The following is a 15,089-nucleotide window of genomic DNA, read 5'->3' as shown; positions in this document are numbered from 1 at the left end:
GCGCTTTCGAAAGAGGGCTCTAGAGATCGGACAATAAGGACTGCATCCGCAGAATTTCCGCCGACTGGTCGGCCACCACAGAAGAGGCGAAGTCGGACAGCATCGGGTCTTGCGCGGCATCGGGCTGGGCCAACAGGTCGTCGACCATGTCGAGCGCGCCTTGATGATGCTGGATCATGCCTTGCAGAAACAGCCGGTCGAAATCCGTACCGCTCGCGGCTGCCAGGGTCTGCATCTGGGCGGGCGACAGCATGCCGGGCATGATCGGCGTGTCTGAGGCGGGCATGGAATGTCCCGCATGGCCGGCATGGCTCATGCCTGCGTGGTTCGCATGAATGTCCATGGTCTGCGCCTGGCCTCGATCCGCCAGCCAGTTGCGCATCAGCTCGATCTCGGCCTCCTGGCTCAGGGCGATGCGTTCGCCCATCAGCTTGACCTTGGGTTCCGCACCCTTGGCCCGCAGCAGTTCTACCATCTCGACCGCCTGACCGTGGTGGACGACCATATGCTGCATGAACTGCACATCGCCGAGGGTGAAGGTCGTTCGGCTGAGCGCGACGGCCTCTGCGGCGCTGATGACGCGCGATGGTGCGCCCGGAGCGCCGGGATTGAAGATAGGGGGAGACTGCGCCCATGCCGGGGCCGCGATCAAACCGGCCAGCAGGACACCCAGACAGGACTTCACGCGCGAACGACTCCGCTAAAAGCTAAGGCGGCGCGACTTAGGCATTCCGCGACGCCGGGAGCAAGCCCCGATCAGCTCGCCATCATCATCCGTGTTCCGACTGGACTCCGTTCCGGCAAGAATGCTCTTTTGCGGGTCAAGGCACACGGCGTGTTCACTCAGCCGATGCGCAACGACATGGGGATGATCGATATGAAGCGTCTGTTGCTGGCCGGTGTGGCCTCGCTGGTGTTCGCCGGGCCGTCGTGGAGCCAGGCTCCGCAACCCGCGCCGACGCCGGAGCCGACGCCGGACCCGGCTACAGCCGCCTCGACCGAAGCCAAGGATGACAATGCACCCAAATGGGACGTCCAGGCCCCGCCCGGACCCTCACGCGACATTCTCATCGACGTGACGCGCGGCACCTGGATGTCGCTGGACGTCAGTCCGGACGGCCAGACCGTGGTCTTCGACCTGCTGGGCGACATCTATGTGATGCCGATCGGGGGCGGGGAGGCGCGGGCCATCGCCAGCGGCATCGCCTGGGACATGCAGCCGAAATGGTCGCCGGACGGGCGCTATATCGCCTTCACCTCTGACCGGGCGGGCGGCGACAACATCTGGATCATGGACGCCGACGGATCGAACCCGACCCAGGTGTCCAAGGAGACCTTCCGCCTGCTGAACCAGCCGGAGTGGTCGCCGGACGGCGAGTTCGTGATCGGGCGCAAACACTTCACCTCGGCCCGGTCGCTGGGGGCCGGCGAGCTGTGGATGTATCACCGCTCGGGCGGTGGCGGGGTGCAGATGACCGAGCGCCGCACGCCCCAGAAGGACACGGGCGAGCCTGCCTTCTCGCCTGACGGCCGCTATGTCTATTTCAGCGACGACGCCACACCGGGCAACACGTTCGAATACTCCAAGGACGTCAACGGCCAGATCTACATCATCCGCCGACTGGACCGCGAGACCGGCGAGATCGAGCCCTATGTGACCGGCCCCGGCGGGTCGATCCGCCCGACGCCGTCGCCGGACGGCCGCTCGCTGGCCTTCATCCGGCGGGTCCGGTACCAGTCGGTCCTGTATGTGATGGACATCGAGTCCGGGCGCGAAACGCCGGTCTTCTCGGGCCTGGATCGCGATCTTCAGGAAACCTGGGCCATTCACGGCGTCTATCCGGCGATCAGCTGGACGCCCGACAACCGCTCAATCGTCTTCTGGGCCGACGGCCGGATCCAGCGGGTCGAGGTCGCCTCGGGCGCAGTCACCGATATCCCCTTTCATGTGGCCGACACGCGCCGCATCCAGGAACCGGTGCGCACCGTCGTCGATGTGGCTCCCGACCAGTTCGACGTGAAGATGATCCGCTGGGCCAAGCCGTCGCCGGATGGCTCGCGCGTGGTGTTCGAGGCGCTGGGCAATCTGTGGATCCGCGACCTGCCGACCGGCACACCGCGTCGCCTGACGCGCCAGTCCGACCATTTCGAGCTTTATCCCTCGTGGTCCCGCGACGGGCGGTCGGTTGTCTACACAACCTGGGACGACCAGGACCTGGGCACGGTGCGGGTGGTGTCGGCCAATGGCGGCGAGGGTCGCGTTGTCACGCAGAACCCGGGCCATTATGTCGAGCCGACCTTCTCTCCGGATGGACGGACCATCGTCTATCGCACAGTCGATGGCGGCGGTTTGACCAGCGCGCTGTGGAGCCGCAATCCCGGCATCTATCGCGTCGCGACCTCGGGCGGGGAGGCCGTGCGCATCACCGACGAGGGCGTCGGCCCGCAGTTCGGGGCGGACGGCGAGCGCCTGTTCCTGACCGGGCGCGACGGCGACAAGCGGACGCTGATCTCAGTCAACCTGGACGGTGCCGACCAGCGGACCCACCTGACCTCGGAATGGGCCAATGAGTTCGCCATCTCGCCGGATGGCCGCTGGATTGGCTGGACGGAGCGGTTCAATGCCTATGTCGCGCCCTTCGTGGCGGCGGGGCGGCCGATCACGGTCAGCACCGACGGCAAGGCACTGCCCCAGGCGCGGGTCACGCGCGATTCCGGCGAGTGGCTGAGCTGGTCCGGCGATTCACAGCGGCTGCAATGGTCGCTGGGGCCGGAGCTGTTCACCCGCGACCTGAACCAGGCCTTCACCTTCGTCGAAGGCGCTCCGGATGAGTTGCCCAAGCCGGACGAGCGCGGCATCGACATCGGCTTCACCGCAGACGCCGACAAGCCGCAGGGTCGGATGGCCCTGACCGGGGCGCAGCTGATCACCATGAACGGCACCGAGGTCATCGAGAACGGGGTCGTCATCGTCGACGGCAACCGGATCGAGGCCATCGGACCCGCGGCCTCGACCCCTGTCCCAGCGGGCGTTCCGGTCATGGACATGGCTGGCAAGACCATCATGCCCGGCATCATCGATGGCCACTGGCACGGGGCGATGGGCTCGGACGAGATCATCCCGGAGCAGAGCTGGGTCAACTATGCGTCGCTGGCCTTCGGGGTGACGACGATCCACAACCCCTCGGCCGACACCAGCGAGATCTTTGCCCACAGCGAGCTGGCCCGGGCCGGGCGCGTGGTGGCCCCGCGTATCTTCTCGACCGGCACCATCCTGTACGGCGCGACCAGCGGGGCGACGGCCAAGATCGACAGCCTGGACGACGCCCTGTCCACTCTGCGCCGCATGCAGGCGGCCGGGGCCTGGAGCGTCAAGAGCTACAACCAGCCGCGCCGCGACCAGCGTCAGCAGGTTATCGAGGCGGCGCGCCAGCTGAACATGTCCGTCGTGCCGGAAGGTGGCTCGCTGTATCAGCACAATATGTCGATGATCATCGACGGCCACACGACGATCGAGCATTCGATCCCGCTGGCCCGGCTATATGACGACGTGCACCAGCTGTGGCGCCAGACGAATGTCTCCTACAACCCGACCATCGTTGTGGCCTATGGCGGCAGCTATGGCGAAAACTACTGGTATCAGGAAAGCCAGGTCTGGAACGATCCGATCCTGACCCAGTATGTCCCCCGTCGTCAGCTGGACGCCCGGGCGCGTCGCCCTGTGACTGCCCCGGACAATGAGTGGAACCACATCTCCGTGGCGCGCGAGGCGACCCGCCTGGCCAATGAGGGCGTCAACGTCCAGATCGGGGCCCATGGCCAGCGCGAAGGCCTGGCCGCGCACTGGGAGATGTGGAGCCTGGCCCAGGGCGGCATGGCCCCGCTGGAGGTCATCCGCGCCGGCACGCTGAACGGGGCCAGGGGTCTGGGTCTGGACCGCGACCTGGGCTCGCTGGAGGTCGGCAAGCTGGCCGACATGGTGGTGCTGAACTCCAATCCGCTGGACAACATCCGGAACACCACGGCCATCGCCTACACCATCGCCAACGGCCGCGTGTACGACAGCGGCATGAACGAAGTCGCCCCGCGCCAGCGGCCCCGTCAGCCGTTCTGGTTCTCGGGCGCGGACGGCGAGGCGGTGTCGACGACGGCGACCGAGAGCGACACCCACGGCCACGACAGTCACTGAAGCAGTATTCTCCCTCCCCTCATGGGGAGGGAGAAGAGTTCGATCTATCGGCTGTAGCGCTCGGCCACCGGATCGTAGCGGTCCCAGACCTTGCGGTCGGCGAGCGAGCGCAGCAGCTTGATGTACTCCGCGTGGGTCCAGGCCAGCGGCGTGGCCGAGTTGGTGCCCTGGCCGGGCTGGTAGTCATAGGCCGTAGGATTGCCGACGCCGTCCCAGACCTGTTCCGGCAGCAGCAGGCCGCCGTTGGCGAAGGATTCCATGCCGCGGACATACAGCAGGCGGATGCCGTTCAGGCTGGATTCGCGCCAGCCCTCGTTGCCGGAGGTGTCGGCCAGGACGGCGGCCAGGTCATAGTGGCCGCGCTCGCCGGTGAAGAAGGGCCAGACCCGGCCGCGCTGGCCGGGGGTCATGCCGCCGACGCCATAGCCGTTGCCGGTCTCGACATTCTCGCCATAGCCGTCGTTGCCATAGCGACGCCAGGCCGGGACACCGTTCAGGTCATAGCGGACCCGCAGCCGATCCTCGCGCGTCTGGTCGTCATATTCGGGCAGGGTGGCGACGATGGAAGAGGCATAGGGCGGGCGAACGCCATAGCGGACCAATTCCAGAAAGCCGCCGTCGACGATCTGATCCTCCGGCAGGCCCTGCTGGGCATTGGCCTCACCGATGGGCGCGCGGTCGTTGGGGTCCTCGTTGCGGGTGATACGCACGAAATATTTGCCGTCGCCCAGCGAGCCTTCGGTCGTGAACATGCGGCTCTCGATCTTGCCCGCATAGTCGTCGGCGGTGGCGAGGTAGCGTTCGGCGGATGCGGTGTCGCCGGACGCCCGCGCGATCTCGGCGGCTGTGACCAGACCCGCGACCACGGCGGCGGTGGTGGAGGGGGAGTAGCCTTCCTGCTCCTCCCACCGCTCCTGCTGGGTCCAGGGCGGGGTGACGGTGCGGTCGTTCCAGTTCAGCCCCAGCTTGCCCCCCTCGACGAGGAAGTCGGCGGCGGGCTTGATCATGCGGGTGTACATGCCGGCCATTTCGGCGTCGGAGACCAGACCGGCCTTCCAGAGCTTGTAACCCAGCATGATGGGCATGGCGGTCTGGTCCAGCTGGACCGCGACCCATTCAATGGTGCCGTCGACCCAGGTCTTCTGCAGGAACCAGCCGGTGGCCCCGGTATTTCCGGGCGTGTCGGCGCGGACCTGCACCTGCGGCAGGTAGCGGAAGGCGGCCAGCGGCGTCTCGGTGTCGCCCAGCGCCAGCATGGCCATGGCCACCTGATAGAAGTCCCGCGGCCAGACCGCCTTGTAGCCTGTCGAGGGATTGGTCGCATCGACCGTGTCGCCCCATGGGTTGGACAGGCTGGCGATCAGGGCCCCGGCATGGGTGCGATCCTCCTGCACCTTCAGCATCAGGGCCGAGGCATAGGCCAGCTTGCCGCCGTCGGTGGACTGTTCGGCGATGCGGGGCAGATCGGTGAGGGAGGCGATGTAGTCCTCCCAGCCGACGGCGGATCCTTCGCCGTTGAAGTTGGCCAGGACGGTGTCGAGGCCGGTGCGGAAGGTGTTGTGGGCAGCGTCTGTGGCTGCGCGCCCGTTGGGTCCGAAGCCGATGACGAAGTCGCGGCCTTCGCTTTCACCGGCCGAAAGTCTTCGCATTTGCCCCGTCAGCATGATGTTACCTGCCGCGTCGCCGGTCGTAGTGTAGCGTTGGTCCAATTGACCGTCAGCGAGGTCGCGTAGGCCATCGGATGTGCCTACGAACCCAACGCTGCTCGCGTGAAAAGGAGCGTCAGCCAAAAGGACAAGGTTGGTGTTACCCTCGAAAGCGTGAAAAGCCCCGCGCAGGGGGGCATCTTCGCCAACTTGAGTTTGTGGATCGAAGCCGATTCCGTCCACCGAGCCCCTATCGCCGACGCCCGTGTTGGCGATGTGCGGCTCAAGCAGGAGGTAGGGCGTGATCTCGCCGCTCATCGCCTTGATCGTTGTCCGCACGACCAGCGATTGCTGGTCCGGGTCGGTATAGATGCGCTTTTCGATCTCGTAGCGGCCCTGGTTGTCCGTGGTGATGACTCGGTAAGCAGGCGAGAGCGGACGACCGTTCGCATCGGTGTGCAGATACTCCGTTCGGCTTGTGGTGTCCGTCCCTTCGACCGACAGGCCGGTTCCGGTCACGACGGCAAAGCGTAGCTGCTTGATCTGGGCCTCGTGAATCAGGCCGTACATGGTTTCGGTCAGGACCCCGTCGGCGAGGGAGAACCAGACGCGGCTGACGTCACCGGTCGGGCCGCCGTCGGCGTAGCGACCATCGACATAGGCCTCATAGGACGCGCCCGCTCCGGTCTTGGCCGCATTGACCCAGGTCGGGGCCTCGCCGGGCGCGCCGGGGGCTATGCGGGCCTGGTCCTGAGCCAGAGCGGGAGCGGCGCACAGGGCCAGGGTGGCGGCGGAGGCCAGGATCAGGGACTTGGTCATGGGCATGCTCACAGGGTCGGCGAAATGAGGAGGGGCGTGGAACAGTTCATGGGCGGGCCTCGCGCACCCGAAGCGCAAAGGCCGCGGCAATGAAGAAGCTGATGCCGCCGACGACCAGCGCCCAGATGGCTTGGGACTGGAACAGGGCGTTCAGCATCAGGCCCAGCAGGGTCGCGGCGACCAGTTGCGGCACCACGATGAAGATGTTGAAGACGCCCATATAGACGCCCATTTTCCGGCCCGGCACGACGCTGGACAGGATGGCGTAGGGCATCGACACGATCGAGGCCCAGGCGATGCCGACGCCGATCATCGGCAGCCAAAGCATCTGCGGGTCGCGGATCAGGAAGATGCCGATCAGGCCGAGGCCGCCCATGGTGAGGGCCACCGCATGGGCCCCGCGCTTGCCGACCCGTCGGGCCAGCACCGGCAGGGCGAAAGCGACCAGGGCGGCGACACCGTTGTAGATGCCAAACAGGACGCCGACCCAGTCCGCGCCCTCGTTATATGCCACCGAGGTCGTGTCGCTGGAGCCGAAATGGCCGGCGGTGACGGCGGCGGTGGTGTAGATCCACATGGCGAACAGGGCGAACCAGCTGAAGAACTGGACCACGGCCAGGCCGCGCATGGTCTCGGGCATGCCGAACATGTCGTCCAGGATCTCGGTCAGGCCGTTGGATTTCGCGGCACGGCGGAAGGCGGCGACGACCAGTTGCAGCGTGCCGAAACCCGCGACGAAGCCAGCCAGGACATACAGCTCCTTGCCGACGGCCTTGCGCCAGTCGTCGACGTCGGCGGGCAGGGCCGCGGCCTGGTCGCGCACGAACCAGACGGCAAGGAAGGCGAGCGCGCCGACGGCCAGCCAGATCAAGCCACCATTCAGATAGCGGGCGGCGGGGCGAAGTTCGTGATCAGCCAGAGGCGACGGGCGGGCGCCTTCGAAAGCGTCGATCTGTTCGGGACTGTATTCCTTTGTCGAGAAGACGGTCCAGAGGACGGCCACCAGCATGGCGGCCGCGCCGACGTAGAAGCTGATCCGCACGCTATCGGGGACGATGCCCTCGGGTGCGGTATTGGCGACACCGCCCTGGGTCAGCAGCCACGGCAGGCAGGAAGCGAAGACGGCGCCGGTGCCGATGAAGAAGCTCTGCATCGCATAGCCGGTGGCGCGCTGCTCCTCCGGCAGATTGTCGCCGACGAAGGCGCGGAACGGCTCCATGGTGACATTGATCGCCGCGTCCATGATCCACAGCGTCGCCGCCGCCATCCAGAGGACGGGGGCGTTGGGCATGAAGACCAGGGCGATGGTCGTGGCGATGGCCCCGAACAGGAAATAGGGCCGGCGACGGCCCAGCCGGCCCCACGTCTTGTCGCTGAAGTGGCCGATGATCGGCTGGACGATGAGGCCGGTCAGGGGCGCGGCGATCCACAGGATGGCCAAGCTGTCGACCTCGGCCCCCAGGGTCTGGAAGATGCGGCTGGTGTTGGCGTTCTGCAGGCCGAAGCCGATCTGGATGCCGAAAAAGCCGACGCACATGTTCCAGATCGCCAGCCGCGTCAGGCGGGGGCGGGCACTCGGGAAGGTCGCCGACAGAGTCATGCGAGGGCTTCCCGACCGGTGCCGGCGAGAGGAGAATTCGACGACGCCCCGTAGGACGATTTCGGCGACAACGACGACGGATCGTGAGACTTCGGCGACAGCATCACCGGCCTCTGCCCAGCGGCACGAACCGGATCGCCTGGCCGCCGCCGGGGGCGAGGTTCAGGGGCAGGGTGTCCGCCGACGTCACGGTCTTCTGCTCAATGACGATGTCGGTACGGCTGCGGCCGTTCCCGTCGCGCCAGTCGGCATTGGGGCCGTCGCGATAGATCTCGGCGCGATAGCGGACGCCGGGTTCCAGGAAGCTGAGCGAGGCCTGAAGCGAACGGGGGTTCTCGTCGGTGATGGAGCCCAGGAACCACTCGCGGGTGCCGCGTTCCTTGCGCGCGATGGTGACGAAGTCGCCGATCTCGCCATTCAGGACATGGGTTTCGTCCCAGTCGACGGCCACGTCCTTGATGAACTGGAACGGGGCAGGGTTGGCCTCGTAGTTTTCCAGGACATCGGCCGCCATCTGGATCGGGCTGTAGATGGTCACGTACAGCGCCAGCTGCTTGGCCCAGGTCGTGGCGATGCCGTCGGGGCTACGCGTCTCCATGCCGAAGATGCCCGGCGTGTAGTCCATAGGCCCGGCCAGCAGGCGGGTGAAGATCAGGTTCAGCTCATGCTCGGGCGGATTGCCGGGCTGGCCCCAGGCGCTGAACTCCATGCCTCGCGCGCCCTCGCGGCTGATCATGTTCGGATAGGTGCGGCGCAGGCCCGTGTCCTTCATCGGCTCATGGGCGTTGACGGCGATGCGGTGGCGGGCGGCGGTCTCGACGACGTTCAGCTCGTGGCGGCTGATCGCCTGGCTCTCGTGCCAGGCGAGGGTCGGCTGACCGTCCGGGCCGGCGACGCGAGCCTGGCCAGCGTCGGCGACATAGCCGGTCTTGATCGCCCCGATGCCCAGCTGTTCGTACAGGGCGAAGGCGTCGTCGATCTGGCGCTCATAGTGATAGGCGTTTCCGCCCGTCTCATTGTGGCCGATGATCATCACGCCCTTCTCGCGAGCGTAGTCAGTAACCTCTTTCAGGTCGTAGTCGGGATAGGCCTCGGTGAAGCTGTAGTCCCAGCCGTTACCGAACCAGTTGCCGTCCCAACCGACGTTCCAGCCTTCGACCAGCACCCCACCGAAGCCGTGCTCGGCGGCGAAATCGATGTGGCGCTTGGTGTACTCGGTGGTCGCGCCGTGCTTCGGACCGGAGTTCCAGCTGCGGGTCTCCAGGTGCATGTCCCACCAGATGCCGACGTATTTCATCGGCTTGAACCAGCTGACGTCGCCCAGCTTGTTGGGCTCATTGAGGTTCAGTATCAGGCTGGATTCGATCAGTTCGCCCGCCGTGTCGGTGATCTGGAGCGTGCGCCACGGGGTGTTGAACGGGGCGGCGCGTTCGACGGCGGCATTGGTGAAGCCGGGCGTCAGTTGGGCGGCGAACCGCTGACCCTCGGCCCGGCGCAGGTTCATGCCCGCATAGTCGGTCAGGGCGGCCTCGTGGATGGAAACGTGCAGCCCGTTGTCCGTCCGAACCGTCATCGGGGTCTGGGCGGAGCCTACGCCGTCGATCGGCGTGCGGTGGTAGAGATATTCCTCCCGGTTCCATTCCCAGGCCGGAATCCACCAGGCCTCGCCGGGGTCAACAAGATTGAACTCGGTCAGTTCGGAGGCGATCTTCAGCGTAGACAGGCTGGCCTGTTCGGGGAACTCGTAACGGAAGCCCAGACCGTCGTCGTAGAGGCGGAAAACCACGTCGAAGCGGCGATTGGGCTCGGCACGTTCGGTGAAGGTGACGCGCATCTCGTTATAGCGGTTGCGGATTTCGCGGCGCTCACCCCAGGGCTGCTCCCAGGTCTCGTCAAAGCTGGTCGGGGCCGAGGCTGTCGGCACCAGGCCGCGTTCCAGCTTGGGCTGATCGGTCAGGATGAAGCCGAGCCGCGAGGCCGCTACGACCGGGCGGCCCAGCCGGCTGACGGCATAGGTCGGGCGGCCGTCATTGTCGGTCGCGACCTCGACGGTCAGCACGCCCTCTGGGGAGGAGACGCGCACCGCATCGGCCGCCTGGGCGCGCGCCAGCGACGGGATCGCCATGGCGATGATCGCCAGGGTGAGCAGTGAAATCCGCATGGGTGAACGCTCCTTACAGCTGTGAGGCGAGGCCTCTTGCCAAGCTTGCGCGAAGTAGCGCAGATGGCGAAATGACGTGGTTTGCAGCAAAATTTGCAGGGGTTGTCCGGTGACCAAGCGATCGACCCGCCTGGAAGACCTGGCGCGCCTGGCCGGGGTCTCGATCTCGACGGCGTCGCGGGCGCTGAATGATAGCCCGGCGGTCAATGACCGCACCAAACAGCTGATCTGGAAACTGGCGCGCGAGCACGACTATCCGTTCCGCCGCTACATGCCCGCCGGTCCGATCGGGGCGTCTGGCACGATCGCTATCGTGACCCCGCGACCCCAGGGGCGGGAAGGGCGGTTGAGCGATCCCTTCTTCCTCGAACTGCTGGCCGGGGTCGGCGAGGCGGCACGGGAGCGAGACTGCGACCTGGTCATGAGCCATGTCGCGCCACAGTCGTTCGAGGACCTGTCGGCGGCCATGACCACCAGCCGGGCAGATGGGGTGATCTTCCTGGGTCAGAGCACCTTGCATTCCGCCTTCAACCGGATGGCGGAGACGGACGGTCGATTCGTGGTGTGGGGTGCGGAGTTGCCGGACCAGACCTATTGCTCGGTAGGGTCGGACAATATCGCGGGCGGACGGCGGGCGACCCTGCATCTGGCGCGGTTGGGGCGCGAGCGGATCGTGTTCCTGGGCGATCTGGACCCGCCCGAGGCCATGCAGCGCCAGCGTGGGTATGTGGAGGCTCTGACCAGCGCGGGACTGGGCGTCGACCCGGACCTGATCGTGGATGCCCATTTCGAGGTCGAATCGGCCGAGGCCTCGGTCGACAGCCTCATCCGGCGCGGCGTGGCCTTCGACGGCATCGTCTGCGCCTCGGACCTGATCGCGCTGGGAGCCGTGCGGGCGCTGTTGCACGCCGGCAAGTCGGTGCCCGGCGACGTCAGCGTTATCGGCTTCGATAATGTGCCCTTCAGTCGCTACAGCCGCCCGGCGCTGTCGACCATCGCCCAGGACACCGCCAAGGCGGGGCGTCTGATGGTGTCCAAACTGCTGGACGGCACCGGAGATCGCGCGGGCCGGTCGGAACGGATTCCGACGGACCTTATCGTTCGCGAGACCTGCGGCGGCTGAGGTCATCCGGCCACCTGGGCCAGCAGCAGGCCGGCCAGTGGGGGCAGGGTGCCGGCGGCGGGATCGGGCGCATTGACCGCTTCGACGACCTGCCAGCCCATCGGCGGCGACCATTCGATCGGATCGTGGCCGAGGTTGAAGACGCAGAGCAGACCCTCGGAGCCCTCGCCGCGCCAGAAGACCAGCAGGCCGTCCTTGGCCGTGACCATCGACATCGATCCGGTGCGCAGAACCAGGAAGCGTCTGCGCAGCCCGATCAGGCGGCGGCTGTGGTGCAGGGTCGATCCGGCGTCAGCCTCCTGAACATCAACCGACAGGTCTGTGTGGCGCGGATCGACGGGTAGCCAGGGCTCGACGCTCGAGAACCCGGCCTGGGGCGCGTCGTGCCGCCACGGGATCGGGGTTCGGGCCCCGTCGCGGCCCAGGGTCTCGGGCCAGTTGGCGATGGCCTCGGGATCGACCAGCCGGTCGAAGGGGACATGAGCCTGGGGCAGGCCCAACTCCTCGCCCTGATAGACGAAGACGTTGCCGCGCAGACAGACCAGCAGCAGCATGGCCATCTCGGCGAAGGCCTTTTCGTCACGGCCCTGGGCCCAGCGGCTGATGGCGCGTGGGGCATCGTGGTTGGAAAAGGTCCAGCTGGGCCAGCCCTCGCCCTCGGTGCCGGGCCACATGGCCGGGCCGCGATCGACCAGTTCCGACGTCAACTGGTCGGCATACAGGTACAGAAAGCCATAGGCCGAATGCAGCCGGTCGCCGCCTTCGGTATACTGCTTCATCTCTTCATTGGCGCGATCGCCGCCGACCTCGGCCACCAGGAAGCGGTCGCGGCCCGTACGTGCACCGTAAGCGTCGGCAAGCTTGCGCAGGCGGGTCAGGAAGGCGGGGATCTCCGGCTGGGACTGGTTGTTGACCTTGTCCTGGAAGTCGAAGGGCCGGGTGCGTTTGCCGTTGTCGCTGAGCGGCGGATTGTCCGTCAGCCGGGGGTCGTGCATGGCGAAATTCAGCGCATCCAGCCGGAACCCGTCCACGCCCCGGTCCAGCCAGAACCGCATCGCGTCCATCAGCGCGGCCTGGACCTCCGGGTTCCTGACGTTCAGCTGCGGCTGCTCCTTAAGGAAATTATGCATGTAGTACTGGCGGCGGCGCGCATCCCAGGTCCAGGCCGGACCGCCGAACACCGACTGCCAGTTGGACGGGGGCGAGCCGTCGGCCTTGGCGTCGGCCCAGACGTACCAGTCGGCCTTGGCGTTGGTCCGGCTGGACCGGCTCTCGACGAACCAGTCGTGTTCGTCCGACGTGTGGGAATAGACCTGGTCGATGATGACCTTCAGGTCCAGGGCATGCGCCCGCGCGATCAGGGCGTCGAAGTCGGCGAGGGAGCCGAAGATCGGATCGACGTCCAGATAGTCCGAGACGTCATAGCCGAAGTCCTTCATCGGCGACTTGAAGAAAGGCGAGAGCCAGATCCCGTCCACACCCAGGGACGCGATATGCTCCAGATGCGCCGTGATGCCCGGCAGGTCGCCGATACCGTCGTCGTTCGAGTCGGCGAAGCTGCGCGGATAGACCTGATACAGCACCGCGCCGCGCCACCATTCGGTCTGACCGGCGGCGTCGACGACGGGGGATGTCATGACCTGGATATTCAACGCGCACCTTCCGAACGGCAGATCATGTAGTCCAGGGCCGGCACGATCACGCCCAGACTGGCGGGCGCCGAAGCGGCGGATGCGCAGGCCCCGCGCACGGCGCTCCAGGCGGCCGAGCTCGGCTCGACCTCGACCTGGGCGGTGACCGGCGTGGTACTGGTGTTGAACACGATCAGGGTCTCGCCGTCACCCTGTTCGTCGAAGCGCGACACGGCGAACAGGCCGGGGCCGTCGCCTGCGAACCGGACCAGCTGACGGCCGCGCCGCAGGGTTGGGTGCTGGGCCCGCAGAGCAGCCATCTCCGAAATGGCCTTGTACAGCGGTGCCTCGGTGTCGAACGGGTCGCTGCGACCGCCGATGATCCGGTCGTCGGCGTAGTCGGCGACCTGGGTGGCGAACATGTCCTGGCGCGCGCCGCCATAGCCGCCGTCGCCGGCGAAACCCTGTTCGTCGCCGTAATAGAGGGTGGGCACACCACGCGTGAACATCATCACGGCATGGGCCAAACTCGAGCGGGCTAGAAGTTCCTGATCCGAAATGTCGGGGTTGGCGACCTGGATGAAGTTGCCGATCCGGCCCATGTCATGGTTGCCTAGGAAGGTCGGCAATTGCATCGCCGTCTCAGTCCCGCCCTCATAGTTGACGTCGGCGTCGTACAGCTTGGCCAACATTTCGGTCGGCTTGCCGCGCCCTACCACGTCCGTGACGACGCTCTGGAAGGCGAAATCCAGCACGGCCGGGAAGCCGTCGACGCGGGTGAAGCGCGACAGCACGGCGGGATCGTGGTCATAGACCTCGCCGAAGATGTGGAAGTTCGGGATGCCCCGCGCCTCGGCCCGCTCCAGCATGGCGGGAACAAACGCCTGCCAGAACTCGGGATTCACGTGGCGTGCCGTGTCGATCCGGAAGCCGTCGATGCCGTATTTGTCGATCCAGCCGCCGAAGATTTCGATCATGCCGGCCACGACCCGAGGATGTTCGGTCATCAGTCCGTCGAGCCCGGCGAAATCCCCGTCCAGTGAACTCTCGCCCCGGAAGGTCGAGTCGCCGCGGTTGTGATAGTAGATCGGGTCGTTCAGCCAGGCCGGAACCTTGACCGTCTCCTCACCGGCCGGGACGTAGGGCGTATAGGCATAGTCCGGGCGGGTCAGCCGCGCGAAATCCTCGGCGATCCCGTCGTTCAGGAAACCGTCGTTGATCGGTTCGCCTTCGATGCCCCCGCGACGGGTGAACGGATAGTCGGCACGGCTGCGATAGGCGCAATCGTTCGCCGGGCATTCCCGGTACCGGATCACATCGGCGGTGTGGTTGGTGACGATGTCCAGATAGACCTTCATACCGCGCGCGTGAGCGGCCTCGACAAGAGCCTTCATCGTCGCCTCATCGCCGAAATGCGGGTCCACGGCGGTGAAGTCGGTGATCCAGTAGCCGTGATTGCCGGCGTACTCGCGGCCCGGCTCCCCCTGAACCGGCTTGTTCTTGAAGATGGGGGCGAACCAGATCGCCGTCGCGCCCAGGCCCTGAATGTAGTCGAGCCGCTGCATCACCCCGGCCAGATCGCCGCCGTGGTAGAAGCCCTCGTGCGTCGGATCGAACCCGTGGTCCAGCCGCCCGCCGGCGATGCCGCCGGTGTCATTGGACGGGTCGCCGTTCGCGAACCGGTCCGGCAGCATGAAATAGATGATCTCATCCTGGGCGGGGCGTTGGCGTAGCGCTTCGAGCGCCGGGCTCTGCGTCCAGGCAGGTGCCGCCACACACGCAAGAGCGGCTGCCAATGCGGTGCTGACGCCGAATCGATTGTTGCAGCGGTGTCGCGCCCGTCTGGCCATGTCGTTCCCTCACTGTCCGTGAACGACGTGGTCCAGCGGATCATTTTGCAATATTTTGCAGTGGATTTGA

Annotated in this window: 8 protein-coding genes; 2 read left to right on the top strand and 6 right to left on the bottom strand. The window is 66.3% G+C overall.

Annotated elements, in window-relative coordinates:
- Positions 1–19 precede the first annotated feature (19 nt).
- On the bottom strand, positions 20–685 hold the full coding sequence (locus AC4PRM_RS00855) for a DUF305 domain-containing protein (protein ID WP_492038451.1): 666 nt from the start codon (positions 683–685) through the stop codon (positions 20–22).
- A gap of 150 nt (positions 686–835) precedes the next feature.
- On the opposite strand from AC4PRM_RS00855, the gene AC4PRM_RS00850 reads away from it, so the two are divergent.
- Positions 836–4,189, top strand: coding sequence for an amidohydrolase family protein (locus AC4PRM_RS00850; RefSeq protein ID WP_492038450.1), 3,354 nt, complete (start codon positions 836–838; stop codon positions 4,187–4,189).
- A gap of 44 nt (positions 4,190–4,233) precedes the next feature.
- Here the strand turns inward: AC4PRM_RS00850 and AC4PRM_RS00845 are convergent, their stop codons facing one another.
- The 3 genes from AC4PRM_RS00845 to AC4PRM_RS00835 all read right to left on the bottom strand — a co-directional run bounded on the left by AC4PRM_RS00845 (position 4,234) and on the right by AC4PRM_RS00835 (position 10,415).
- Positions 4,234–6,660: a glucan 1,4-alpha-glucosidase gene (locus tag AC4PRM_RS00845; RefSeq protein ID WP_492038449.1), complete on the bottom strand. Its 2,427-nt coding sequence runs from the start codon at positions 6,658–6,660 to the stop codon at positions 4,234–4,236.
- A 40-nt stretch (positions 6,661–6,700) separates the two neighbouring features.
- Positions 6,701–8,254, bottom strand: coding sequence for an MFS transporter (locus tag AC4PRM_RS00840; RefSeq protein ID WP_492038448.1), 1,554 nt, complete (start codon positions 8,252–8,254; stop codon positions 6,701–6,703).
- Positions 8,255–8,357: 103 nt separating this feature from the next.
- Complete coding sequence (locus AC4PRM_RS00835; RefSeq protein ID WP_492038447.1) at positions 8,358–10,415, bottom strand: glycoside hydrolase family 97 protein; 2,058 nt, start codon at positions 10,413–10,415, stop codon at positions 8,358–8,360.
- Positions 10,416–10,491: 76 nt separating this feature from the next.
- On the opposite strand from AC4PRM_RS00835, the gene AC4PRM_RS00830 reads away from it, so the two are divergent.
- The gene (locus AC4PRM_RS00830; protein ID WP_492038446.1) at positions 10,492–11,538 is read left to right on the top strand and encodes a LacI family DNA-binding transcriptional regulator; all 1,047 of its coding nucleotides are present in this window, start codon (positions 10,492–10,494) and stop codon (positions 11,536–11,538) included.
- A gap of 2 nt (positions 11,539–11,540) precedes the next feature.
- Here the strand turns inward: AC4PRM_RS00830 and AC4PRM_RS00825 are convergent, their stop codons facing one another.
- Complete coding sequence (locus tag AC4PRM_RS00825; protein WP_492038445.1) at positions 11,541–13,175, bottom strand: alpha-amylase family glycosyl hydrolase; 1,635 nt, start codon at positions 13,173–13,175, stop codon at positions 11,541–11,543.
- A gap of 11 nt (positions 13,176–13,186) precedes the next feature.
- Complete coding sequence (locus tag AC4PRM_RS00820; protein WP_492038444.1) at positions 13,187–15,019, bottom strand: alpha-amylase family glycosyl hydrolase; 1,833 nt, start codon at positions 15,017–15,019, stop codon at positions 13,187–13,189.
- Positions 15,020–15,089: the final 70 nt, after the last annotated feature.

Source organism: Brevundimonas sp. DW-iso22, from assembly GCF_058725425.1.
This window is presented reverse-complemented; position numbering and strand designations above follow the sequence as displayed.